The following is a 23,247-nucleotide window of genomic DNA, read 5'->3' as shown; positions in this document are numbered from 1 at the left end:
CTCGACTCCCGCTCCGGCGCCGAGATCCTCTCCTTCCTGCGCAACTCCGTGCGCGAACTCGGCCAGACCGTCGTCATGGTCACCCACGACCCCGTGGCCGCCGCCTACGCCGACCGCGTCGTCTTCCTCGCCGACGGCCGCATCGTCGACGAACTCGCCAACCCCACCGCCGACACCGTCCTGGACCGCATGCGCCGCTTCGACGCCAAGGGCCGGACGAGCTGACGCTCCGCCGGCAGCAGCCCGTCCCTTCGTAGAGTTCAGGACACCCCATGTATCGCACCGCACTGCGCAACGTGCTGGCCCACAAGGGCCGACTGCTGATGACGGCGCTGGCCGTCATGCTGGGCACCGCCTTCGTGGCCGGCACCATGGTCTTCTCCGACACCTTCGGCCAGGCCATGCGGGACAGCAACTCCAAGAGCTACACCGACATCTCGGTCCAGATCGTGGACCGGGCGGCCGGCTCCTCCGCCTCCGCCCGGGAGAAGAGCGAGAAGAGCGCGGCCACCCTGACCGACGCCACCGTCCAGCAGCTCGGTGCGCTCCCCGGGGCCGCCTCCGCCCGCGGTGTGGTCAGCGGCTTCACCGGCGTCGCCGACAAGAACGGCACCCTGATCGGCCAGGCCTGGTCCGCGAAGGGCGCCAACTTCGCGCCCGGCGCGGACGGCAAGGACGCCCGCTACCCGATGGCCGAGGGCCAGGGCCCGAAGACGGCCAAGGAGATAGCCCTCGACCGCAAGACCGCCGACACGGGCGGCTACAAGGTCGGCGACACCGTCCGGGTCGCCTCCAACGGCCCGGTGGCCGAGGCGAAGCTCACCGGCATCTTCACCACCGACGACCCGGTGGTGAACACCGGCGGCACGCTGACCCTGTTCGACCGCGCCACCGCCCAGCAGCTGCTGCTGGAGCCGGGCCGCTACAGCAGCATCGTGCTCGCCGCCAAGCCCGGCACCAGCGAGGAGGCGCTGCTCGCCCAGGCCGAGCAGAAGCTCCCGGCCGGCCAGCAGATCGACGCCGAGACCGGTCAGAAGCTCAAGGACGACGAGCAGCGGATGATCACCAGCGGCACCGACGGCATGCGCACCATGCTGCTCGCCTTCGCCGGGATCTCGCTCTTCGTCGGCATCTTCATCATCGCCAACACCTTCACCATGCTGGTCGCCCAGCGCACCAAGGAGCTCGCCCTGCTGCGGGCGATCGGTGCCAGCCGCAAGCAGGTCACCCTGTCCGTGCTGGTCGAGGCCCTGGTGATCGGCGCCCTCTCGGCCGCGGCCGGCCTGCTGGTCGGCGTCGGGATCGGCGCCGGGCTGCAGTCCGTGGTCCACTCGCTGAACGACGGTCTGCCCACCGGCTCGCTGGTGATCAAGCCGCTGACCGTGGTGGTCACCCTGGTGGTCGGCGTCCTGGTCACCGTCCTCTCCGCCCTGCTGCCCGCGATGCGCGCCTCGAAGATCGCCCCGGTGGCCGCGATGAGCAGCGGGGACCAGCCGACCAGCCAGAAGAGCCTGCTGGTCCGCAACATCATCGGCTCGGTCCTCACCGCGGGCGGCGGCGCGCTGGTCGCCTACGGCGCCTCCACCGGCAACAGCAACGGCCGCATGCCGGTCGCCCTCGGCGCCGTGGTCGCCCTGGTGGGCATCTTCATCCTGCTGCCGCTGCTGTCCCGCCCGGTGATCGCCCTGATCGGCCCGGCGCTCGGCAGGCTGGCCGGCACGCCCGGCAAGCTCGCCCGGCAGAACGCCGTGCGCAACCCGCGCCGCACCGCGGCCACCGCCGCCGCCCTCACCATCGGCCTGACCCTGGTCACCGGCCTGACGGTGATCGGCGCCTCGGTCGGCGGAGCGCTCGACAAGGCCGTCACCAGCTCGATGAAGGCCGACTACCTGATCTCGACCGCGAACAGCATGAGCCTGTCGCCGAAGATCCCGGCCGAGGTCGCCAAGACCACCGGGGTGACGGCCTCCTCGCCGATCACCACCGTCTACTGGGACCTGAACGGCACCAACAAGTCGATCACCGGCCTGAACGCGGACAGCTTCGACAAGCTCGTCTCGGCCAGGCTGACCAGCGGCTCGACCGCCAACTTCGCCCAGGGCCAGATCCTGATCGACGCGGACGTCGCGAAGAAGTACAACGCCACCGCCGGCTCGACCCTGACCGTCACCTACCCGGACGAGTCCACCGGCCCGATCACCGTCGGCGGGGTCTACGAGGCGAGCGCCATGCTCGGCCCGGTCGTGCTGGCCAACAGCGAGATCGCCAAGCACGAGCCCGAGCCGTACATCAGCGACGTCCTGGTCAAGGGCGCCGACGGTGCCACCGACTCGCTGAAGAAGGCCCTCAAGGACTCCACCGGCGCCAACCCGGTGATCGAGGTCAAGTCCAAGCAGGACGTCCGGGACGACTTCAGCCAGATCATCACCTTCGCGCTGAACATGATGTACGGCCTGCTGGCGATGTCCGTGCTCGTCGCGGTCCTCGGTGTGGTCAACACGCTGGCCATGTCGGTCTTCGAGCGCAAGCGCGAGATCGGGATGCTGCGGGCGATCGGCCTGGACCGCGGCGGCATCAAGCGGATGGTCCGCCTGGAGTCCGTGGTGATCTCGCTCTTCGGCGCCGGCATCGGCCTGCTGCTCGGCTGCTACATGGCCTGGGGGATCCTCGGCACGCTGAAGTCCAGCATGGCGGGCCTGACCACGGCGCTGCCGTTCGGCCAGCTGCTGCTCTTCCTCGCCCTGGCCGGTGTGGTCGGCCTGGTGGCGGCGATCTGGCCGGCCCGCCGGGCGTCCAAGCTGGACATCCTGGAGAGCATCAAGACCGACTGACCGCCGGCGCCGGGCACCGCACCGGCGCCGGACACGGGAAGACCCCCGCCGGAGGGTTCGGCGGGGGTCTTCCCGTACTTCTGTACTCCGCCCGGTCGCACGGCCGGCTGAGCACCACGGAGGTCGTGGTCCGGCGACGCTGCCGGGCGGAGGGCCTCCGACTCATACCCCGGTGCTCCCACACCGGGGTCGCAGTCGCTTACTTGCTGGCGAGCTCCTTGTCGGCGGCCGGCTTGGCGGCCTCGACCGGCTTCGGCGCGGGCGCCGCGGCCTCCTGGAACGCCTCGAACGGCTTCTCCATCTGGGCCAGGCCGACGGCCTCGCGCTTCAGGAACACGGCCAGGGTCCAGTCGGTGAAGACGCGGACCTTGCGGTTCATGGTCGGGACCATGGCGCCGTGGTACAGGCGGTGGAACCACCAGGCCGGACGGCCCTTCAGCTTGTACTTGCCGAAGAGGATCGCCACACCCTTGTGCAGGCCGAGGCCGGCCACCGCACCGAGGTTCTTGTGCTTGTACTCGGCCTGCGGGAAGCCGCGCATGCCCGAGATCACGTTGTCGCCGAGGACGGCGGCCTGCCGGACGGCGTGCTGCGCGTTCGGCGGGCACCAGGCGCCCTCACCGGCGGCGAGGTCCGGCACCTGGGCGTTGTCGCCGGCCGACCAGACGTAGTCGAAGCCCTTGACCTGGAGGGTCGGGGCGGTGTCGACGTGGCCGCGCGGGCCCAGCGGCAGGCCGAAGTTGGCCAGCACCGGGTTCGGCTTCACGCCGGCCGTCCACACGATGGTGGAGGCATCGGCCTCGACGCCGTTCTTCAGCACGACGTGCTGGTCGACGCAGGAGTCCATCGAGGTCTCGATGTAGATCTCGATGTTGCGCTCTTCGAGCTTCTCCTTGGTCCACAGACCGAGGTCCGGGCCCATCTCCGGGAGGATGCGGTTGGCCGCCTCCACCAGGATGAAGCGCATGTCGTCGCGGCTGACGGTCTTGTAGATCTTGGCGGCGTCGCGCGCCATGTCCTCGATCTCGGCGATCGTCTCGACGCCGGCGAAGCCACCACCGACGACGACGAAGGTCAGCGCCTTGCGGCGGATCGCCTCGTCCGTGGTGGACTCGGCCTTGTCCAGCTGCGCCATGACGTGGTTGCGGAGGCTGATGGCCTCCTCGACCGTCTTCATGCCGATGCCGTGCTCCGCCAGACCCGGGATCGGGAAGGTCCGGGAGACCGAGCCGGTCGCGACGACCAGGTACTCGAAGGGCAGCTCGTACGAGTCGCCGGCCGCCGGCTGGATGGTGGCGACCTTGCGGGCGTGGTCCACACCGGTGACAGCACCGGTGAGCACCTCCGCCTTCTTGAGGGCGCTGCGCAGGGGCGCGACGAGGTTGCGGGGCGCGACGTTGCCGCCGGCCGCCTCGGGGAGGAAGGGCAGGTACGTCATGTACGACCGCGGGTCGACGACCGTGACGGTCGCTTCGCCATAGCGCATCTTCTTGAGGATGCGCATCGCGGCATACAGGCCGACGTAACCACCGCCGACAATGAGGATGCGAGGACGCTCCGTGGTGCTCATATCCGAAAGTATCCAGCACCGTCCGGAGCAGCCTTCGTGAGGCCGGTCACAAGCTCCTGGACACCCTGTGCTACACTTCGCGGCCACTTTCGCGGCCCCGGGGAGCCGCCTCACGGCCCACCCGACCCCCCGGTGAGCCTGCGCACCCGAACGGCCCGGCTGAGCAGCAACGATCCATGGCACGCCTGGGTTCCCGCGCGTGATTTCGATTTTCAAACCTGTACGGGAGCGTCACCTGCGATCCAGCGGCCGACACGGCGGGCGGGCCTTCGGTCCCACATTTCGGACGTAGCGGACCGGCAGGCGCGACGAATGGCTGGATCGCCATGTGAAGAAATTCACGAACTTTCCCGCGGAGCCCCGGGCGCGCCCCGGCCCCGGACCCCTCCAAGGGGCTCCGGGGCCGGGGCGGTAAGGCTCGCATCCGCTCAGGAGGCGATACTCCAGGCGATGCCGTCCAGGATGTCGTGCTCGCTGACGACCACCTCGGCGGCGCCGGTCCGCTCCATGATCTCCAGCAGCTCCAGCGCGCCGGCCGCGATCACGTCCACCCGGCCGGGGTGCATCGACGGGATCGCCGCCCGCTGGGCGTGCGTGGCGGAGAGCAGCTCGGCCGCGATCCGGGCCACCTGCTCCCGGCCGATCCGGGAGTGGTGGATCCGCTCGGAGTCGTACGCGGGCAGGTCCTGGGCGATCGCCGACACGGTGGTGACCGTCCCGGCCAGGCCGACCAGGGTGGCCGCGCCGGTCAGCGGGACGGCCTCCTCGGCCTTGTCCAGCTCGGCCCGGACGTGCGCCCGCGCCTCGGCGACCTGCTCGGCCGAGGGCAGCTCGGCCCCGCCGAAGTGGCGCTCGGTCAGCCGGACGCAGCCGATGTCGACCGAGCGGGCCGCCTGGACGTCCGCCGCCCCGAGCACGAACTCGGTGGAGCCGCCGCCGAGGTCGAAGACCAGGTACGGCGCCGGGAACTGGCCGCCGGTGAGCTCCTTGGTGGCGCCGACGAAGGAGAGGTGCGCCTCCTCCTCACCGCTCACCACCTCGGGCCCGACACCCAGGATGTCGCGCACGCCCTTGGCGTACTCGTCGCTGTTCTCGGCGTCCCGGGAGGCGCTGGTGGCGACGAAGCGGATCCGGTCCGGACCCACCCCGAAGCCGGAGATGACCTCGGCGTACTCGCGGCAGGCCGCGAAGGTGCGCGCCAGCGCGTCCGGGTGCAGCCGGCCGGTCCGGTCCACGCCCTGGCCCAGCCGGTTGATGATCATCCGGCGGTCGAGGTCGGTGATCGCACCGGTCTCCGGGTCGAGGTCGGCGACCAGCAGACGGATCGAGTTGGTGCCGCAGTCGATCGCGGCGACCCGGGTGACGCTCATGCGCCGTCCTCCTCGGGACTCTCCTGCGCGGCCCGCTTGGCGGCGCGCTCGGCGGCCTTCTGCTGCTTGGCCGCGATCACGGCCTCGTGGTCCTGCTCCTTGGCACGGTTCCTCGCGACCCGCTCACCGGCGGCCTCGACCTCGGCGGCGGAGACGCAGGGGCCCTTGGCCCACCAGTCCTCCAGCATGCCGATCGCCTCGTCGCCGAGCGGGTTGACGCCCTCGCCGGCCGCCAGCGAGTGGCCGACCAGCACGTGCAGGCACTTGACCCGGTCCGGCATGCCGCCGGCGCTCGGGAAGCCCTCCAGCACCTCGATGGCGTCGCGCCGGGCGATGTAGTCCTCGTGCGCCTTCTGGTAGGCGGCGGCCAGCTCCGGATCCTCGGCGAGCCGGGCGGTCTGCTCCTTCATCACGCCGTCCGCCTCCAGCGTGCCGATCAGCGAGGCGGCCTTGGGGCAGGTCAGGTAGTAGAGCGTGGGGAACGGCGTGCCGTCCGCGAGGCGCGGGGCCGTCTCCACGACGTCCGGGTTGCCGCAGGGGCAGCGGTGCGCCACCGAGCGCAGGCCGCGCGGGACCCGGCCGAGCTGCGCGGCGATGGCCGCGACATCGGTGTCGGAGACGGAGGGGTGGTTCTCAGTGGTCATGGGGGGAGCTGGCTCCAGCAGGGGCAGGGGCGGGTGGAGAGGGCGGGGCGAGGGCGGCGGTGTCGGCTGCGTCCACCGAGTCCCAGACGCTCGCGTACCAGGGCTTGGCGGCCTTCACCGCTCCGGCGGCCACGCCGTCGGACGGGGCGGGCGGGGCGACGGAGGAACGGCCGGGGCCCTGGCCCGCCGGATCCACCGCAATGTACGGGGTCTCCCCCGGCATCGCGTAGTGCAGCCGGCTGCGGGCCTGCGCCTTGACGTACTCCGGGTCCTGCCAGCGGGCCTTCTCCCGGCGCAGCTGTTCGACCTGCTGCCGGGCGTGCTCGGCCTTCGCCCGCTGGGCGGAGATCTCGGACCGCTGGGAGATGAACTGCCTGGTCGGGTAGGCCAGGATCGCCACCAGGGAGCAGAGCACCAGGACGAGGACGGTCGCCCGGCTCGTGAAGCGAGGCCGGGCGGCAAAGCCCGGGATCCTCCAGCCTGCCATCTCCCCTGTCCCCTCCTGGTCGCGACGGTGCCCCGCCGACCACCCTACGGGGTGAACGGCGGGGCACCGGTCAGGCTTGCGCTACTGGGCGCGCGCGGCCCTCGTGCTCGGCTGCGGCGGCGACCGCTCCGGGGAGCGCGTGTGCTCGTTGCTCCCCGGAGCGCGTGTGCTTGTTGCTCCGCCGAGCGACCGTGCTGGTTACTCCGCCGAGCGACTGTGCTTGTTACTCCGCAGAGCGGAAGCGCGGGAACGCGCCGCGGCCGGCGTACTCGGCGGCGTCGTCGAGGATCTCCTCGATGCGCAGCAGCTGGTTGTACTTGGCGACGCGCTCGGAGCGGGCCGGGGCGCCGGTCTTGATCTGGCCGCAGTTGGTGGCGACGGCGAGGTCGGCGATGGTGACGTCCTCGGTCTCGCCGGAGCGGTGGGACATCATGCAGCGGTAGCCGTTGCGCTGGGCCAGCTCGACGGCGTCCAGGGTCTCGGTCAGCGAACCGATCTGGTTCACCTTCACCAGCAGCGCGTTGGCGGTGCCGGTCTCGATGCCCTTGGCCAGGCGGGCCGGGTTGGTGACGAACAGGTCGTCGCCGACCAGCTGGACCTTGTCGCCCAGCTTGACGGTCATGGCCTTCCAGCCGTCCCAGTCCGACTCGTCCAGCGGGTCCTCGATGGAGACCAGCGGGTAGGAGGCGACCAGGTCGGCGTAGTACTCGATGAGCTCGGCGGCGGAGAGCGCCTTGCCCTCGAACTGGTAGGCGCCGTCCTTGTAGAACTCGGAGGCGGCGACGTCCAGGGCGAGCGCGATGTCCTTGCCGGGCACGTAGCCGGCCTTCTTGATGGCCTCGGTGATGAGGTCCAGGGCCTCGCGGTTGCTGTCCAGGTTCGGCGCGAAGCCGCCCTCGTCGCCGAGGCCGGTGGACAGGCCGCGCTCCTTCAGCACGCCCTTGAGGGTGTGGTAGACCTCGACGCCCCAGCGGACGGCCTCGGAGAAGGACTCCGCGCCGATCGGAGCGATCATGAACTCCTGGATGTCGACGTTGGAGTCCGCGTGCGAGCCACCGTTGAGGATGTTCATCATCGGGACCGGCAGGACGTGCGCGTTCGGGCCGCCCAGGTAGCGGAACAGCGGCAGGTCGCTGGCCTCGGAGGCGGCGTGCGCGACGGCCAGCGAGACGCCGAGGATCGCGTTGGCGCCGAGCGAGGACTTGTCCGGGGTGGCGTCCAGGTCGAGCATGGCCTGGTCGATCAGGCGCTGCTCGGTGGCGTCGTAGCCGACCAGCTCGGGGCCGATCTGCTCGATGACGGCCAGGACGGCCTTCTCCACGCCCTTGCCGAAGTAGCGGTTCTTGTCACCGTCGCGAAGCTCCAGCGCCTCGAAGGCACCGGTGGAGGCACCCGACGGGACAGCGGCACGGCCGGTGCTGCCGTCGTCGAGGCCGACCTCGACCTCGACCGTGGGGTTGCCACGCGAGTCGAGAATCTCACGGGCTACGACGACATCGATGGACGGCACGAGGCATCTCCTAGCGGAAGCAGGTTCGGCTGACGATGGGTGCTGTCGGCCGGATGGTTGCGGAGTCGTTACGACCAGAGCCTAACCGCACGGGCTCTCGGGACCACGTCGACCTCGGTCCCGTCTCAGCGTGTGGCCCGGCTACCCACCGGTAGTTCACCTGGTTGCCCCATGAAAGGGGCCCGAATGCGGACGAAGGGGGTCTGACCGACCCCCTTCGTGGAGCCACCGCGGCGGCGGGCGTCAGCCGAGGTCGAGCACCTGGCCCGGAAGGATCAGGTTCGGGTCGGTGCCGACGGTGCCGCGGTTGCCGTCGTACAGCGACTGCCAGCCGCCCTGAACACCCTGCGCCGTGGCGATGGTCGACAGCGTGTCACCGGACTGGACGGTGTAGCCGTGGCCGGCGCGCTGCTGGGCGGCGGGGGCGGCCGCGGCGACCGGGGCGCCGTGGGCGGCGGCCGGGCGACCGTCCTGGCCCGCGTACTGGCCCGCGGCCTGACCCGCGTACTGCTGATAGACGCTCTGGTGGCTGGTCCAGTACCAGGCGCCGTTGCTCTGGTACCAGAAGACCTTGGCGTCGGCGTCCCAGCCGGACTTGTGCTGCGCGTCCTGCTGGACGGGCTGCTGGGCGGCGGGCTTCGGGGCCTGCTGCTGGACCGGCTGCTGGGCGGGCTTCTGAGCGGGCTTCGGCTGCGCGGGCTTCGGCTGGGCCGGCTTCGGCGCGGCGGGCTGCTGGGCCGCGGACTCGGCGTCCGAGGAGGTGCCGACCGAAGCCGGGGCGCCGCCCTTGGTCAGGCCCGCCTTCTGCGAGCAGACCGGCCAGGCGCCCGGCCCCTGCGAGGCGAGGACCTTCTCGGCGACGGAGATCTGCTGCGCCCGGCTGGCCTGGTGGGCCTGCGGCGCGTACGAGGTGCCGCCGTACGCCTTCCAGGTGCTGGGGGTGAACTGCAGCCCGCCGTAGAAGCCGTTGCCGGTGTTGATGCTCCAGTTGCCGCCGCTCTCGCACTGGGCGACCGCGTCCCAGGTCGAGACCGGGGCGGCGGAGGCGCCGGCGGCGGTGAGCAGCGGCAGTGCGAGTCCGACGCCGGCCACACCGGCGACGGCGATGGCCTTCTCGGTCTGGGTGCGACGACGATGACGGCCGGTTCCGACGAAGAGCATGACGTTTCCCTCTCCGCACGCCTGCGAGGTGAGCTGTCGGGTTCGGACCGGGAGGTGGCCCGGCCGCGTGACGCGAAGGCTTTCTGCCCGCGCGAGCGGCTTCACCCCAAGCCGTGGGGGACGGCAACAAACCTGGTTCCCCCGCCCCTGCCCAAGGGTTCTGGTCGGTTTCCCGTGACGCGGCGGGCAGGATTCGGCGTTCCGCGCACGGGGTTCGCAGCTGCGAACTCCAGGGAGGGTAGACAGATCCTCACATCAATCACAAGCTCATATCGCAGGTATCACACATAAATTACGGCGCGTGGCCGATCGCCTACCAACGACGGCGCTATGTCCTGATTGATTGCGGTTCAGGTCCCGTAGGAGGGCGCGGCGGCGACACCCCGTCAGCCCGAAGGCGACACCCCGTCAGCGTGTCGCCGGCCCGAAAGGGCGGAGATCGAGGCGCCGTCGGGGCATCGCCGCGCGGATTGCTCAGAGCCCGGCCGGGGGTTCCGCGGACGGCTTCTCGGGGGTGAATTCCACCGGGAGATCGCGAAGTCCGCGCATGATCAGGCCGCCGCGCCAGCGGAGATTCTCCGGGCTTTCGGCGAGTTGCAGATCGGGCAGCCGGGTGAGCAGGGTGGCGAGCGCCGACCGCCCCTCCAACCGGGCCAGCGGAGCGCCGATGCAGTAGTGGATGCCGTGCCCGAACCCCAGGTGCGGGTTGTCGGTCCGGGCCAGGTCGAGGGTGTTCTCGTCGGCGAACCGCGCCGGATCCCGGTCCGCCGCCGCGAGCACCACCAACACCGGGTCGCCGACCGGGATCTCCACCCCGCCGATGGTCAGCGGGCTGGTCGCGAACCGCCAGGTGGCGAGCTCCACCGGCCCGTCGTAGCGCAGGAGTTCCTCGATCCCGGTCTCCAGCAGAGCGGTCTCGCCGCGGGCGATCGAATCCTGGAGCAGCGCCCGCTGCCCGGGGTTGCGCAGCAGCGCGTAAGTGCCGTTGCCGATCAGGTTGACGGTCGTCTCGAACCCGGCGAAGAGGAGGATGAAGGCCATCGCCGCGGCCTCGTTCTCGGTCAGGTGCTCACCGTGATCGCTGGCCCGGATCAGGCCGGAGATCAGGTCGTCGCCGAGGTCGGCCCGCTTGCGGTGGATCAGCTCCGCCAGATAGGCGCGCATCCGCTTGACGGCCCGCCCCACCCCGCCGCGCTGCCCGCTGCCGTGGCGGATCATCATGCCCGCCCAGTCCCGGAAGTCGTCCTGGTCCTCGGCCGGCACGCCGAGCAGGTCGCAGATCGCGTAGATGGGCAGCGGGAAGGCGAACTCGTGGATCAGGTCCGCCGAGCCGCGCTGCGCGAAGCCGTCGATCAGCCGGTCGGTGAGCTGCTGCACCCGGGGTTCGAACTCGGCGACCCGGCGCGGCGTGAACGCCTTGGAGACCAGCCGGCGCAGCCGGGTGTGGTCCGGCGGGTCGATGTTCAGCAGGTGGGTCATCAGGTTGGCCTGGCGCTCGCCGGGGATGCCGACCCGGCCGGCCCGGTGGGCGTGCCCGCTGTGGTGGGCCGGGTTCTTCGAGAGCCGGCTGTCGGCGAGCGCCTGCCGGGCGTCCGCGTACCTGGTCACCAGCCAGGCCTCGACCCCGCTCGGCAGGGTGGTGCGGTGCACCGGCTCGTGCTCCCGCAGCCACGCGTACGCCGGGTACGGGTCGGCGGCGAACTCCCAGGTGAAGAGCGGCGGGCGGGCTGAATCGGGCTGAACTGGCATGTGTCGACCGTATCCGGTGGGGATCTCCGGCGTGGCAGGCGTGAGCCTGGTCACCTGCGGGGTAATCCCTGTTGCGGAGGGTCAGGACCTGCCTACGATCCTCCGCAAGCAAAACGCGTGGGCGCCGGTGCGGAGCCGCCCACAGGGAGGAGCGCACCATGCGGGTCACCGGGGCAGTCGTGGTCATCGCCGTACTCGCCGGCGGGTCGGGGGCCGACCTCGCCCGCCGGTTCACCGCCGCGGGCGCCGCCGGCGTGCTCATCGCCGACCAGCAGGTCGGCATCGCCGAGGACCTCGCCGCCGAGCTCGACCGGACGGGCTGCCCGGTCGTCGGCGTCTGCGGTGACATCCGCCGCCCGAGCGACATCGCCGCGCTGGTCGACACCACCGAGAAGCACCTCGGCCCGATCGACCTGTTCTGCGTGGCCGGCCCGGACGGCGAGCGCATCGTCTCCCTCGCCGAACTGCCCGACCACCTGGACCTGGAGCGGCTCGCCGAGCTGCTCGCCCTGGTCGGCGAGGCGATCGCGGAGGTCGTCGGCGAGGTCGTCCCGGCGCAGCGCCGGTCGGTGGTGGACGTCGCGGCGGTCTGACGGGCGGGCGCGGTCGGCCCGGGTGGTTCGGGGCGGTTCGGGCAGCTCCGGCTGCTCGGGCTGTTCGGGCTACTCGGGCTTGAGTCCCTCGGCCGCGCGCACGGCGTCCCGGTAGCCGCGTGCGGCCGCCCGAAGCGCGGCGTCCACGTCGACGCCCGCGTCGTGCGCCCGCTGCGCCACGGCGAGCAGCAGCCTGCCCGCCGACTCCGCCGTGAGCTCCGCGGGCAGCTCGTAGGCCGCGTCCGGCACACCCGTGAACCCCGCCCGGCGCACCCGGGACACCAGCTTCGCCGCGTACGCCAGCGACGGCAGACCGGCCGGTACGCCGTCCAGCACCGACTCGCGCTCCGACTTCTCGGCGGCCTTCAGCGCCTCCCAGTTCGCCTCGACCTCGGCGGCGCCCTCCGCCTCGGCGTCCCCGAACACGTGCGGGTGGCGGTACATCAGCTTCTCGACGATGTCGCCCGCCACGTCGTCGATGGAGAACGCGTCGGTGGGGTGCTCCTCGGCGATCCGGGAGTGGAAGAAGACCTGAAGCAGGACGTCGCCCAGTTCCTCGCGGAGGGTCCCGCGGTCCCCCTCCTCGATCGCCTCGACCAGCTCGAAGGCCTCCTCGACCAGGTACTTCACCAGGCTGGCGTGGGTCTGCTCGGCGTCCCAGGGGCAGCCGCCGGGCGAGCGCAGGCGGTCCATCACCGAGACCAGGTCCAGCAGCCGCGCGCCCGGCAGGTCGTACGAGCCCGGCAGCACCTCGATCTCGGGCACCTCGCCCGCGTGCTCGACCGCGAGGCGCGCCAGCGCGTCGGTGAGCCCCGGGTCGCCGTCCGGGCCGCCCAGCCAGACCGTCGGGCCCGAAGCCGCCGGCTGCCCGGTCAGCAGCCGGGCGAGCGACGGCGCCGAACCGGGCACCACCACCTCCACCTCGACCCCGGCCGCCCGCACCGCCGGCAGCTGCGGGTGCGCGGCGTCGCCGGCGAGCACCCGTCCGGCCGACCGCAGCGCCTCCCAGGCGGGCCAGGCCAGCAGGCCGGGGGCGACCCGGTGGGTGGTGGTGAGCAGGATCAGCTTCGCGCCCGGAAGATTCGTCACACCCCGAACCTACCCGCCCCCGGCAGGCCGCCGCCCCCGCGTTTCCGCCCGGTCCGGGGCCCGGGCAGGACGGGCGGCGGCGGGTCCGGCGGAGGGGGCGCGGGCCGCGGAGCGTGGCAGAGCCCGCAGGCGGGAGCAGGAAGTTGGCCGGCTCGACTTCCTGCTCCTCCACGGCCACCCGCATGCGGGGCTGCGGGGCCGGGGCAGCGGCGCCGGGGCGGGGCGGGCGACGGAGGCGGGACGGCCGAGGCGGGCGGTAGCCCGGGGCCCGGGCAGGACGGGCGGCTGTGGGTCCGGCGGAGGGGGCGCGGGCCGCGGAGCGTGGCAAAGCCCGCGGGCGGGAGCAGGAAGTCGGCCGGCTCGACTTCCTGCTCCTCCACGGCCACCCGCATGCGGGGCTGCGGGGCCGGTCCCCGTGAGGGCCGGCCCCGGACCGCGCGCCCGGAGCCCGGGAGTGGGACGTCGGGCGGGCCGACTTCCCACTCCCCGGCAGCACCCGCAGCACCCGCACGCAGGACTACGGGGCCAGCCAGAGCGGGCTGTCGGGGAGGAGGGCGACCCGGTCGGCGTCCCAGGTGCCGTAGCGGGGGTTGACGCGCAGGTGGAGGGCGGTGGCGGCCTCGGCCAGGGCGAGGCGGACGGCGGTGTCGCCTGCCGGGGTGCCGGCGTCCTGCCCAGCTGCGGCGGCGAGGCGGCGGATGCCCAGCTGGCGACGGAGGTAGTCGTCGATCCCGGCGCCGGGGACGCCCCGGGAAGCCAGCACCCGGGCGAACGGACCGGCCCCGCCGTACCGGACCTCCTCCGCCGTCCGGGCCGCCGCCACCTCGGCACCGCCCACGGCGAGCCCGCGGTCGGCAGCCGCGCGGGCGACCACCGCGTCGAGCACCAGGTCCGTGACGGCTCGCCGCGCCAGCCCGTCCGACTGCTGCCGGGCGTCCGCCGAGGCGCCACCGGCCGTGTCACGCAGCTCCGCGACCCGGGCCTCGACCGCCGCCACCGGGATCCGCCGGCCGTCCAGCGCCGCCGCCGTGCCCGGCGACAGCCCGTTGCCTCCGCAGGCGGCCAGCGCCGAGGCGGCGAGCAGGGCGCCGGCGACGGCGGTCCGACGGTGCATGGCTGGTCTCCGGGGTGGGGTGGCACGCGACCGGGCCGCCGTCCCACGAGCGGCCGGGCGTTGTCCCGAGAGTAGGGCGGCCGGGCCCGCACCGCGCGGACCGTGACCCGAACGGGTCACCCCGCGTGCGGCGGCTGTCAACCCTGACGATCGTCCAGGTCTCCCCCTGCCTTTAGGCCCGGGCCTCGGTCCCCGGACCGCCCCTACCGTCCTGACCATGACGAACACGGACAGGAAGCGAGCGGCCAGCACGAGCACAGTCGGGGCCGGAACGGTCAGAACGAGGACGGCCGGAGAGAAGGCCGCCGGAAGGAGGACGGACGGTGCGAGGACGGTCAGGACCACCGGTACCCGGGTGGCCGCGGCGGCGGCGCTGCTGGGTGCGGGCGCCGGCGTGGTCGGGTGGCTGGCACCGGCCCGCGGTGAGGAGGGCGGGCCGGCCCGGGTGACCACCGGCGCGTCCACCGGCGGCTATCGGCGGGTGGCCGACGCCGTCGCCGATGCGCCGGACCGGCTCGGCTCACTGCTGGAGCCCGCCACCGAGGCCGGGCTGCTGGTGCTGGGCCTGCTGCTGGCGCTCTGCTGGTGGACGGCCCGCGGCCAGCGCGCCGCCGACCTGGTCGCGGGGGTCGCGCTCACCGGCCTCGGCACGGTCGTCGCGTACGGGGCGAGCGAGGTGTTGAAGGTCGTGATCGACGAGGAGCGGCCCTGCCGCGCGCTGTCCGGCGCCCTGTCCGCACGGTCGGCCGTCGCGGAATGCCCGCCGCCGGGCGACTGGTCGTTCCCCAGCAACCACGCGACCCTCGCCGTCGCCCTCGCGACCGGCCTGGTCCTGCTGCGACCGCGCTGGGCCCTGCTGGTCGTCCCGGTCGGCGTGGCGACGGCCGCGCTGCGGGTGGCCGCCGGGGTGCACTATCCGCACGACGTGGTCGCCGGGGCCGCACTCGGCGGGGCGGTCACCGCGGCGGTGGTCGTCGCGCTGCTGCCGCTCACCACCGCCGCCGTGACGTCACTGGCCGGTATACCGGTGCTGGGCCCGCTGCTGGCGGCGCCGCCGTCAGGCGCGCGGACCGCCCGCGCAGGCTCCGCCGGTGGTCAGACCGGCCTCGTGGGCGAGGACGGCGGCGGCCGCCCGGTTGGCCACGCCGAGCCGCGCCAGGACGGAGCTCACGTGGGCCTTCACGGTGCCCTCCACCACCCCGATCCGGCGGGCGATCTGACCGTTGGACAGGCCGGCGGCGATCAGCGTCAGCACGTCCCGTTCCCGGGTGGTCAGCCCGGCCACCTGTTCACGGGCGGCGGAGCGGCGGTCGGCCGGCCCACCGGCTCCGGCGGCGGCGAGGTGGGCAACCACCCGCGCGGCCACCTTGGGTGACAGGTAGGCGGCGCCGTCCGCCACCGCCCGTACCCCGGCGATCAGCTCCTCCGGCTCACCGGACTTGATCAGGAACCCGTTGGCGCCACCGGCGAGGGCCCGCAGGATGTAGTCGTCCTCGCCGAAGGTCGTCAGCATGACGATCCCGGCGGTGGCGCCGCTGCGGCGGATCTCGGCGGCGGCGGTGATGCCGTCCGTACCGGGCATCCGGATGTCCAGCACGACGACGTCGGGCCGGTGGCGGCGGACCAGTTCGACGGCCTCCCGGCCGTCCCCGGTCTCGGCCACGATCTCGATCCCCGGGTCGGTGGTGAGCACCGCGCGGACGCCGGCGCGGACCATCGGCTCGTCGTCGGCGATCACCACCCGGATCGGCGTGCCGGTCGCGGCCCGCTCGCCGCCGCTCATCCGGCGCTCACGCGACCAGCGCGTCCAGGGAGATCAGCACGCCGCCCTGGAAGCAGAGCCGGTAGGCGTCGCCGGAACGGTCGTTGCTGAACGGTTCGGCGGTGATCGCGTAGTACTCGCACGTCACTCCTTCTCCCCGGGGCGGCGGGTTCCCCACGGATGGATGGTACGGAAACTGATGGGCCGGCAGAAACCGCTGGACGGTCGCGCGATCCTGGCCGACCCGCAGCGACGCGTAGTCCGCCGGCTCCAGCACGGCACGGCCGGCGGTGTAGATCGTCCACCCCCGTAGGACGCCGGTCAGCACCAGAACGGTGACCAGCGGAGCCAGCACCGTCGCGGCCATCATCCGACCCACCCGACGGCGGGCGCGGCTCAGCTCACGGGCCGGTGACACCGGGGCGGGCCCGGGAGCCCGGGCGATGGCGGAGCCGGAGCGCGGAAGGTACGCGAGCACCTCGAAGCCACCGCCGTCGGTGCGCGGCCCGTGTGCGAAGGTGCCGCCGGCCAGTCTGACCCGCTCGGCCAGGCCGATCAGCCCACGGCCGCCCCCGCCCGGTGCGGCCGTCGGGCCCGCCGGTGACGGGCCGTTGACCACCTGGACGCGGGCGCCGTCCGGTGTGTAGGCCACCCGCACCGTGACCGGCGCCTGCGGGGCGTGCTTGGCCGCGTTGGTCAGCGCCTCCTGGGTCACCCGGTAGGCGGCGTGCTCGGCCGCCCGCGGCAGGCCGTCCGCCGTGCCGCTCACGGTCAGCCGGACCTCCAACCCTGCAGCGGCCGCCTCCTCGACCAGCTGGGCGATTCCCGCGTCGGCGGGGCCCCGGCCGGCCTCGTCCACGTCGTCCCGCAGGATTCCGATCACCTCGGCGAGGCGCTCCACGGCCGCTCCCGCGCCCTTGCGGATCTCCTGGGCCGCCTCGCGGTGCGACGGCGCGAGGTCGGGCGCCAGCTTCAGTGCGCCGGCCCGCAGGGCGATCAGGCTCAGGTCATGGCCGAGGGCGTCGTGCATGTCCTGGGCGATCCGGGCCCGCTCGCGCAGCCGGGCCTGTTCGGCCACCAGCTGCTGCTCGCGCTCCAGCCGCTCCGCCCGCTCCCAGCCGGCCCGGACCAACTCCTGCGACTGGCGCCAGAACCGGCCCGCCATCCAGGGCGCCATACCCGCGCAGACCACCAGGGACAGGAACGACGTCCCCTGGACCATCCACGCCGGCACCGTCAGCGCCGCCGTCACCCCGAGCGCGACCATCAGGGCCAGGACGACCGTCGCCCACCGCACCCGGTCCGTCCGCCACCCGGTGAGGAACGCCGCACCGATCGCCGGCAGGGCCCACCAGATGCTCACCGTGCCGGCCCCGGTCGCCGCCGCCGCACCCGCCAGCAGTCCGCCGTCGAGCCACCCGCTCCACCGCTCACCGTTCGTCCTCACGGCTACGACAGTAGAAGGCGGTCTGCGGCACCGGATCTGCCGAAAGTCATACCGATGCCACGGTCATACCGGGTGGACCGGACCGCAGGGCACGCGCGGGGCCCACCATCCGACGGCCCGGGCGGCCCGGTGACTCAGCGGGTGGGGGGCCACGGGGCGGCGCGAGGGTCGGGAGGTGCGGGGTTGTTGGTGCTGCGGTGCGGCTGGAGGGTGTCGAGGGCCTGGCGCAGCCGGCGGACGGCCGGGTGGTGCGGGCCCTCCCGGCGTTCGCGGTCGAAGAGGAGCTGGAGCAGCCACTGCCAGGCCTCCTCGGACTCGCCGCCCGCCGCCAGCAGCAGACCGATCCGCTCGCGCGCGTCGAACGCCCGCTCCGGGTCCAGCCCCGGTCCGCCGTCGAGCAGTGCCCGGTACTCGGCGAGGGCCTCGGTGCCCTGCCCCGACCGCTCCAGGCACTCGGCCGCGCGGTAGCGGTGTTCGAGAGCCTGCGGGCCGTGCGGGCCCCCGTCGGCGGTGGCGGCCAGCAGCCGGTACTCGGGCAGTGCCTGCCGGTAGCGGCGCTCCTGGTGCAGGGTACGGGCGTAGATGGTCCGGACGGTGCGCACCAGCGGTGCGTTGTCGCCGAGTTCGGCCTGGGCCCGGGGCAGCAGCGTGCCGGCGAGGTCGAGCACCTCCGCGCGGCGGCCCGCGTCGAGCAGGTCGGAGAGCCGGGCGCAGGCCGCCGCCAGCTCCGCCCCGGACCCCGGCGCGGCGGGTGCCGCGGCCGGAGGGGGCGGCGAGGACGGGAGGACGGGCCCCGGCACCGCGGCCATCAGGAACGGGCGCGGCTCCGCGCGCGGCGCGGGCGGTGGTACCGGTGCCGGTGAAGGTGCCGGCGCCGGTGGCGGTGTCGCGGCCTCGACCGGCCGGGGCTGCGGCTGGTGGGGGTGGCGGTACGGGCGGGCGGGATCGGGCAGCGGCCCGTACCGGGGCTGCGGCGCCCGGGTGGTGGCGGGCAGCAGCGGGAGCAGCCGCGCGTACACCTCCTGGGCGTCGGTGGGGCGGCCGTCGGGCTGCTTGGCGAGCAGGTCGAGGACCAGCCGCTCCAGCGGTTCCGGGACGTCCGGGCGGAGTTCGCGCAGCGGCACCGGCGGTTCGTCGACGTGCCGGCGCAGCACGCCGAGCGCGGTGGGCGCGCGGAACGGCTCCTCGCCGGCGAGCATCTCGTGCAGCAGGCAACCGAGCGCGTAGAGGTCGCTGCGCGGGTCGACCGTCGCGGCGAGCGCCTGCTCGGGCGCCATGTAGGACGGGCTGCCGACGGGGACGCCGGTCAGGGTGAGGCGGGTGGCCTCGGTGTCGAGCGCGGTGGCGATGCCGAGATCGAGCAGGATCGTCCGGCCGTCGTCACGGACCATCACATTGCTGGGCTTCAGGTCGCGGTGGACCACCGGTACGGCGTGGACGGCCGCCAGGGCCGCGCAGAGCTGGGCCGCCACGGCGGCCGCGCGCTCCGGCGGGAACGGTGCGTCCTCGGCGATCAGGTCGGCCAGGCTGATGCCCGGCACGCGCTGCATGACCAGGTACAGCTCGCCGTCGTCCTCCCCGGCGTCGAAGACGGTGACCAGACCGGGGTGGTCGAGGGCGGCGGTGATCCGGCACTCGCGCAGGAAGCGGCGGCGGAGCTCGTCCCCCTGCCGGCGGTGTTCGGTACCGCCGCCGGCGGACGGGTCGACCGGGAGCAGGCGGTCGGTCCGGAGCAGTTTGACGGCGACCGGGCGGTCCAGCCGCTCGTCGTAGCCGCCCCAGACCTGGCCCATCCCGCCGTGGCCGATCTTCTCGGCCAGGCGGTAGCGGCCGCCGATCACCCTGGCGGTGGTCACGGTCGGCCGCCCTCGCGGGCCTGACGCCGCAGCAGCTCACCCAGCTCGCGCAGCTCCTCACCGGTCGCGGGCGCGCTCGGAGCCGTGTACGGGGACTGGTAGCCGTAGCCGGGCGCGGGCGGCGGGGTGCTCGGAGCGGCCGCACCGGGCGGGGTCGGGGCGCCGAAGGGCGCGGCGTACCCGGGCGCCGGGGTCGGGGCGTAGCCCGCACCGGGCGCGGGCTGCGCGTAAGGCGCGGCCGGCTGCGCGTACGGCGCGGCGGGCGGCGGGTACTGGGCGGCCGGGGCGGGCGCCTTCGGCTTGCCGGCCTCCCAGACGGCGCGCAGGTCCATCGCCAGGAAGTGCAGTGGCGCACCGAACCACATCACCACCATGGCGACCATGCCGACGGTGTCCGCGGTGGGCGCATCGCCGGTGCCGCCGGCCACGCCCGCGCAGACCAGGTAGGTGAGGAACAGCCCCGCGAAGACCAGCGCACCGAGGATGTCGTAGGCCCGGCGGCGGCGGATCGCCAGCAGCAGCGAGGGGATCATGCCGAGCAGACCGACCGTCACCAGCGGGGTGAGGGCGCACAGCACCCGGCCGAGCACGCCGTAGGGCCCGGGGCTCCGCGTCGGTCCGGGTGGTGACGGGACGGCGTACGGCACCGGGCCCGGCCCCCCGCCGTGGGGCAGACCGCCGGGGAACGCGCCGCCGGGCGGTGGTCCGAACTGCCCCGGGTACTGCCCTGACATGTGCGCTCCTGAGCGGGTGAGGACGGCGGTCGGCCGCGGACGGACGAACCCCGCACACCGTACCTTCCGCGGCCGACACGCCGGGGCGGCTTCCCGAGCTCCGGTACCCGGCCGGGCCCGACGGGCCTGACGGGCCTGACGGGCGGCCACCGACCGGTGGCAGCCGGGCCGCACCCGGGCCGGCACCGCACCCGGACCGCACCGGGAGCACATCGGCACCGCACCCGGACCGGGCCGCGGCGGCACCGGCAGTCAGGAGCGGCCGGGCGGGGCCAGGGTGCCGGTCGCGAGGCCGTCGGTGAGGGCCTGGGTGAGGGTGTGGGCGAGCCCGGCGGCCTGGTGGAGCGCGCTCTCGAAGCCGGCCAGGCGCGCGAAGGCGGCACCGAGCAGGCGCTGTTCGGCGATCGGGAGGCGCGGGAGCTCGACCCGGCGGATGTCGAGGCGGGCGGTGGTGGAGGCGTGGCTGGCGGCCCGCCGGGTGGCGGCCGTCGAGCGGAACTGGCCGGCCAGGAAGTCGGGGTCGAGCACCGCGGGGTCGGGGCGCAGCAGGTGGAGCTGGCGCCCCAGCGCGGCACCGTCCGACGGGCCGCCGGCCCGGACGACGCGCGCCGCACCCGTGCCCAGGGCCGGGACCAGGACGTCACCGGGGCGGGTCCGGAGGTCGCCGGCCGGCCCGGAGCCGTCGAGGACGGCGCTGGGCGGGTTGCCCGCGATCACGTCCTGGTCGGTCAGCACGGGCGTGCCGGAGGGGCCGGCGCCCGCCGGGCGGGTCGGTGCGCCGGCGCCCGAGGAGTGGACCTCCAGCACACCGCTGCGGACCAGTTCGCCCACCGTGACGACCGGTCCGGCCGCCGCCGCGGGCTGCGCCGTCGGCACCGCCGGGTCGGGCAGCAGCGAGCCGGGGTCGGCCAGGCCGGCCAGCAGTTCGGTCAGCCGGCCGCTCAGGTGGGCGAGTTCGGCGGCGCCGCCGACCGGGGCGGCGGGCGGGACGTGGCGGGTGGGCGAGAGGTCGGTCTCGTCGTCGAGCAGGTCGATCGCGGCCATCGTCCGGTGCACGCCCGGCCGGTCGGCCGGCAGCGGCAGGCCCTCCCGGGCGGCGAGGTCGAAGGCGTGCCAGGCGTCCAGGACGGTCCGGCGCAGCTCCGGCCAGCGGACCTTGTCGCGCCCGCCCTCGGCCTCGGCGGCGGCGGGCACGGCGGAGTGGCCGGCGGGGAGTGCGGTCGAGGCCGCGTCCAGCAGCAGCACCTGCCGGAAGTCGTCGCCCGGCCGGGGCGCGCGCAGCACCCAGAGGTGGAGCGGCACCCCGTACGGCGGTGCGGCTCCGGCCGGCAGCGCGACCACGGCGCGCAGCGCACCGGAGCGCAGCAGTTCGGCGCGGACCCGTCGCCCGGCCCGGCGGGTGGCGACGGTGGGCGGCAGCAGCAGGGCGGCGAGGCCACCGGGGCGGGTGTGGGCGAGGCAGTGCAGCACCCAGGCGAGTTCGGACTCGCCGCGCGGCGGCACGAGGCCGCCCGGCCAGCGCGAGTCGAACTGCAACTCGTCGTGACCCCAGTCCCGTTCGTTGTACGGCGGCTGGCAGAGCACGGCCTCGAAGGTGTCACCGGGGTAGCCGTCGGCGCGCAGGGCGTCGCCGGCGCGCAGCTCGAGGGGCAGCGGCCCGGGGTCGGCGGCCGGGGTGTGCAGCGCGAGCCGGAGCCGGGCGAGGGCGCCGGTCACCTCGTCCGCGTCCTGTCCGTAGCGGCCGGTGGTGGGCGGGAGGGCGAGCAGCAGGGCGCCCAGACCGGTGGCCGGGTCCAGCACGGTGGCGGGGACGCCGGCGACGGCCGCGAGCAGGTCGGCGGCCTCCGGCGGGGTGGGGCTGAGCTGGCGGGTGTTGGCCTCGGCGTAGCGGGTCAGCAGCTGCTCGTACGCGCCCGGGACGCCGGCGGCGGCCGCGAGTTCGGCCAGCAGTCGGGCCAGGTCCAGCTGGGTGGAGCCGAGCAGGCCGGGCAGGCGCAGGGCCGCGGCGCCGTCGCCGAACGCACCGGAGGCGGTCTCGGCCAGGGCCCGGGGCAGGGCGGTGGCGAGCCGGGTGTCCGGTTCGGCGGCGAGCGCGGACCAGCGGTCGGGGTCACGGTGCAGCAGCAACAGGACGGCGCCGACCTGGACGAGGGGTGCGGCGGGGTGGCCGGCCGGGTCGCGCAGGGTCTCCACCAGTTGCCAGACGCGTTCCAGCAACGGCAGTTCGGCGATCTTGCCCTGCCCGCGCAACCAGGACGCCACTTCGTCGAGGGCGAAGGTCGGGCTGCTGTCGGTGCCGCCGACCGGGCGGGGGAAGTCGGCGTGGCGACGGCGCCAGTTGCTGACGGCGGCCCGCCCGACCCCGGCCAGCCGAGCGATCTCGACGGCGGTCACCTCGGGACGGTCCGGCATGGAGACTCCTTCGGCACACGGGGGCGGTGTGCTCACACGTGGGGGCGGGTGTGACCACACAGCATAGCCAGCACCTCGCGATCCACCGTTCACACGTGAACAGAGAGGTTCCATGAATCACTGTTGACACCGTTCACAGTGAATGGTGTGATCTCTCTGTCGGCACCGCAGAGGGCGCCGGCACCACACCACCGAGAACCGGGAGACACCCCATGGCCGTCACCACCCGCGCCACCCGTCGCAACGCCGCCCTGCTGCTGGGCGCGGCGCTCGTCGCCCTCACCGCGACGGCCTGCAACTCCACCGGCGGGTCGACCGTCTCCACCGAGCCGAAGCAGACCTCGGCCGCCGCGCCCGCCGCGGGCTCCCCCGGCGCCGCCAACCCCGCCGAGTCCAAGCCGGCCGAGTCCAAGCCGGCCGACGCCCCCAAGGCCGCGGCCAAGGTGGGCGACACCATCGCGCTCAAGGGCAACGACCCGGCCGACGTCGCCGACGTCACCCTGGTGAAGGTGGTGGACAACGCCGAGGGCGAGGACGAGTTCACCCACCCGGCCGACGGCAAGCGCTTCGTCTCGGTCCAGTTCCGGATCAAGGCGAGCGGCAAGAAGGCCTACAGCGACGTCCCCGGCAACAGCGCCAAGCTGCTGGACGCCCAGGGCCAGGCCTTCGGCTCGACGGTCGCCGACACCAAGGCGGGCCCGGGCTTCCAGCTCCCCGCCAACGTCGCCCCCGGGGAGAGCGCCCTCGGCTTCGTCACCTTCGAGGTGCCGAAGGACATCAAGCTCGACAGGGCCCAGTTCGGCCTCGACAGCGGCTTCGCCCCGCAGACCGGCCAGTGGAAGCTCGGCTGACCCCGGGCAGCACCCGCCGAACGTGCGACGGCGGCCTCAGGCACCCTGGCCCGAGACCGCCGCAAGG

At 74.1% G+C, this 23,247-nt stretch carries 18 protein-coding genes, 2 pseudogenes and 1 riboswitch; of the genes and pseudogenes, 5 read left to right on the top strand and 15 right to left on the bottom strand.

The genetic code is table 11. The annotated features are described in order from the left end of the window. Together ACWDRR_RS35665 and ACWDRR_RS35660 are read left to right on the top strand one after the other, a co-directional pair. Positions 1–225, top strand: a pseudogene (locus tag ACWDRR_RS35665) (ABC transporter ATP-binding protein); the annotation flags it as partial. Between the two features lie 47 nt (positions 226–272). Then, positions 273–2,831 carry an ABC transporter permease gene (locus ACWDRR_RS35660; RefSeq protein ID WP_449776415.1) on the top strand — a complete coding sequence of 853 codons (2,559 nt, stop codon included), beginning with the start codon at positions 273–275 and terminating at the stop codon, positions 2,829–2,831. A 199-nt stretch (positions 2,832–3,030) separates the two neighbouring features. Here ACWDRR_RS35660 and ACWDRR_RS35655 read toward each other — a convergent pair whose 3' ends face one another. The 7 genes from ACWDRR_RS35655 to ACWDRR_RS35625 all read right to left on the bottom strand — a co-directional run bounded on the left by ACWDRR_RS35655 (position 3,031) and on the right by ACWDRR_RS35625 (position 11,322). After that, the gene (locus ACWDRR_RS35655) at positions 3,031–4,401 is read right to left on the bottom strand and encodes an NAD(P)/FAD-dependent oxidoreductase (protein ID WP_380580151.1); all 1,371 of its coding nucleotides are present in this window, start codon (positions 4,399–4,401) and stop codon (positions 3,031–3,033) included. A 428-nt stretch (positions 4,402–4,829) separates the two neighbouring features. Continuing rightward, a complete protein-coding gene (locus ACWDRR_RS35650; protein ID WP_449776414.1) occupies positions 4,830–5,771 on the bottom strand; it encodes a Ppx/GppA phosphatase family protein in 942 nt (313 codons plus the stop codon). Further along, positions 5,768–6,415: a DUF501 domain-containing protein gene (locus ACWDRR_RS35645; RefSeq protein WP_449776413.1), complete on the bottom strand. Its 648-nt coding sequence runs from the start codon at positions 6,413–6,415 to the stop codon at positions 5,768–5,770. The genes ACWDRR_RS35650 and ACWDRR_RS35645 overlap by 4 nt, the downstream gene beginning before the upstream one ends. After that, the gene (locus ACWDRR_RS35640; RefSeq protein ID WP_449776412.1) at positions 6,405–6,902 is read right to left on the bottom strand and encodes an FtsB family cell division protein; all 498 of its coding nucleotides are present in this window, start codon (positions 6,900–6,902) and stop codon (positions 6,405–6,407) included. The genes ACWDRR_RS35645 and ACWDRR_RS35640 overlap by 11 nt, the downstream gene beginning before the upstream one ends. A gap of 223 nt (positions 6,903–7,125) precedes the next feature. After that, a complete protein-coding gene (gene eno / locus ACWDRR_RS35635) occupies positions 7,126–8,412 on the bottom strand; it encodes a phosphopyruvate hydratase (protein ID WP_449776411.1) in 1,287 nt (428 codons plus the stop codon). 243 nt (positions 8,413–8,655) lie between these two features. Continuing rightward, entirely contained in the window at positions 8,656–9,573 is a 918-nt protein-coding gene (locus ACWDRR_RS35630; protein ID WP_449776410.1) for a transglycosylase family protein, read from the bottom strand. Between the two features lie 4 nt (positions 9,574–9,577). After that, positions 9,578–9,749: riboswitch (cyclic di-AMP (ydaO/yuaA leader) on the bottom strand. Positions 9,750–10,047: 298 nt separating this feature from the next. Continuing rightward, complete coding sequence (locus ACWDRR_RS35625; protein ID WP_449776409.1) at positions 10,048–11,322, bottom strand: cytochrome P450 family protein; 1,275 nt, start codon at positions 11,320–11,322, stop codon at positions 10,048–10,050. Between the two features lie 158 nt (positions 11,323–11,480). Here ACWDRR_RS35625 and ACWDRR_RS35620 point away from each other — a divergent pair, with 158 nt between their 5' ends. Then, the gene (locus tag ACWDRR_RS35620; protein WP_449776408.1) at positions 11,481–11,915 is read left to right on the top strand and encodes an SDR family NAD(P)-dependent oxidoreductase; all 435 of its coding nucleotides are present in this window, start codon (positions 11,481–11,483) and stop codon (positions 11,913–11,915) included. 69 nt (positions 11,916–11,984) lie between these two features. Here the strand turns inward: ACWDRR_RS35620 and ACWDRR_RS35615 are convergent, their stop codons facing one another. The 3 genes from ACWDRR_RS35615 to ACWDRR_RS35605 form a co-directional block, all read right to left on the bottom strand. Beyond that, positions 11,985–13,004, bottom strand: coding sequence for a MazG family protein (locus ACWDRR_RS35615; protein WP_449776407.1), 1,020 nt, complete (start codon positions 13,002–13,004; stop codon positions 11,985–11,987). Positions 13,005–13,521: 517 nt separating this feature from the next. After that, the gene (locus ACWDRR_RS35610) at positions 13,522–14,118 is read right to left on the bottom strand and encodes a SurA N-terminal domain-containing protein (protein WP_449776406.1); all 597 of its coding nucleotides are present in this window, start codon (positions 14,116–14,118) and stop codon (positions 13,522–13,524) included. Between the two features lie 471 nt (positions 14,119–14,589). Next, complete coding sequence (locus tag ACWDRR_RS35605) at positions 14,590–14,910, bottom strand: hypothetical protein (RefSeq protein ID WP_449776418.1); 321 nt, start codon at positions 14,908–14,910, stop codon at positions 14,590–14,592. Here ACWDRR_RS35605 and ACWDRR_RS35600 point away from each other — a divergent pair. Then, positions 14,795–15,034 (top strand): annotated as a pseudogene (locus tag ACWDRR_RS35600) (phosphatase PAP2 family protein); the annotation flags it as partial. The gene ACWDRR_RS35605 and the pseudogene ACWDRR_RS35600 sit on opposite strands and share 116 nt — an antisense overlap. Before the next feature lie 141 nt (positions 15,035–15,175). On the opposite strand, the gene ACWDRR_RS35595 reads toward ACWDRR_RS35600, so the two are convergent. The 5 genes from ACWDRR_RS35595 to ACWDRR_RS35575 all read right to left on the bottom strand — a co-directional run bounded on the left by ACWDRR_RS35595 (position 15,176) and on the right by ACWDRR_RS35575 (position 22,329). Next, entirely contained in the window at positions 15,176–15,901 is a 726-nt protein-coding gene (locus ACWDRR_RS35595; RefSeq protein ID WP_449776405.1) for a response regulator, read from the bottom strand. A 7-nt stretch (positions 15,902–15,908) separates the two neighbouring features. After that, a complete protein-coding gene (locus ACWDRR_RS35590) occupies positions 15,909–17,327 on the bottom strand; it encodes a sensor histidine kinase (RefSeq protein WP_449776404.1) in 1,419 nt (472 codons plus the stop codon). Between the two features lie 134 nt (positions 17,328–17,461). Next, on the bottom strand, positions 17,462–19,183 hold the full coding sequence (locus ACWDRR_RS35585) for a protein kinase domain-containing protein (RefSeq protein WP_449776403.1): 1,722 nt from the start codon (positions 19,181–19,183) through the stop codon (positions 17,462–17,464). Beyond that, the gene (locus ACWDRR_RS35580; RefSeq protein ID WP_449776402.1) at positions 19,180–19,917 is read right to left on the bottom strand and encodes a hypothetical protein; all 738 of its coding nucleotides are present in this window, start codon (positions 19,915–19,917) and stop codon (positions 19,180–19,182) included. Before ACWDRR_RS35580 ends, ACWDRR_RS35585 begins: the two co-directional genes overlap by 4 nt. Before the next feature lie 252 nt (positions 19,918–20,169). Then, positions 20,170–22,329 carry an N-6 DNA methylase gene (locus ACWDRR_RS35575; protein WP_449776401.1) on the bottom strand — a complete coding sequence of 720 codons (2,160 nt, stop codon included), beginning with the start codon at positions 22,327–22,329 and terminating at the stop codon, positions 20,170–20,172. A 212-nt stretch (positions 22,330–22,541) separates the two neighbouring features. On the opposite strand from ACWDRR_RS35575, the gene ACWDRR_RS35570 reads away from it, so the two are divergent. Next, on the top strand, positions 22,542–23,180 hold the full coding sequence (locus ACWDRR_RS35570) for a DUF4352 domain-containing protein (RefSeq protein ID WP_449776400.1): 639 nt from the start codon (positions 22,542–22,544) through the stop codon (positions 23,178–23,180). Positions 23,181–23,247: the final 67 nt, after the last annotated feature.

The organism is Kitasatospora sp. NPDC003701 (assembly GCF_053587085.1).
Note: the sequence above shows the minus strand (reverse complement) of the source record. Positions and strands in the feature narration are given on the sequence as shown.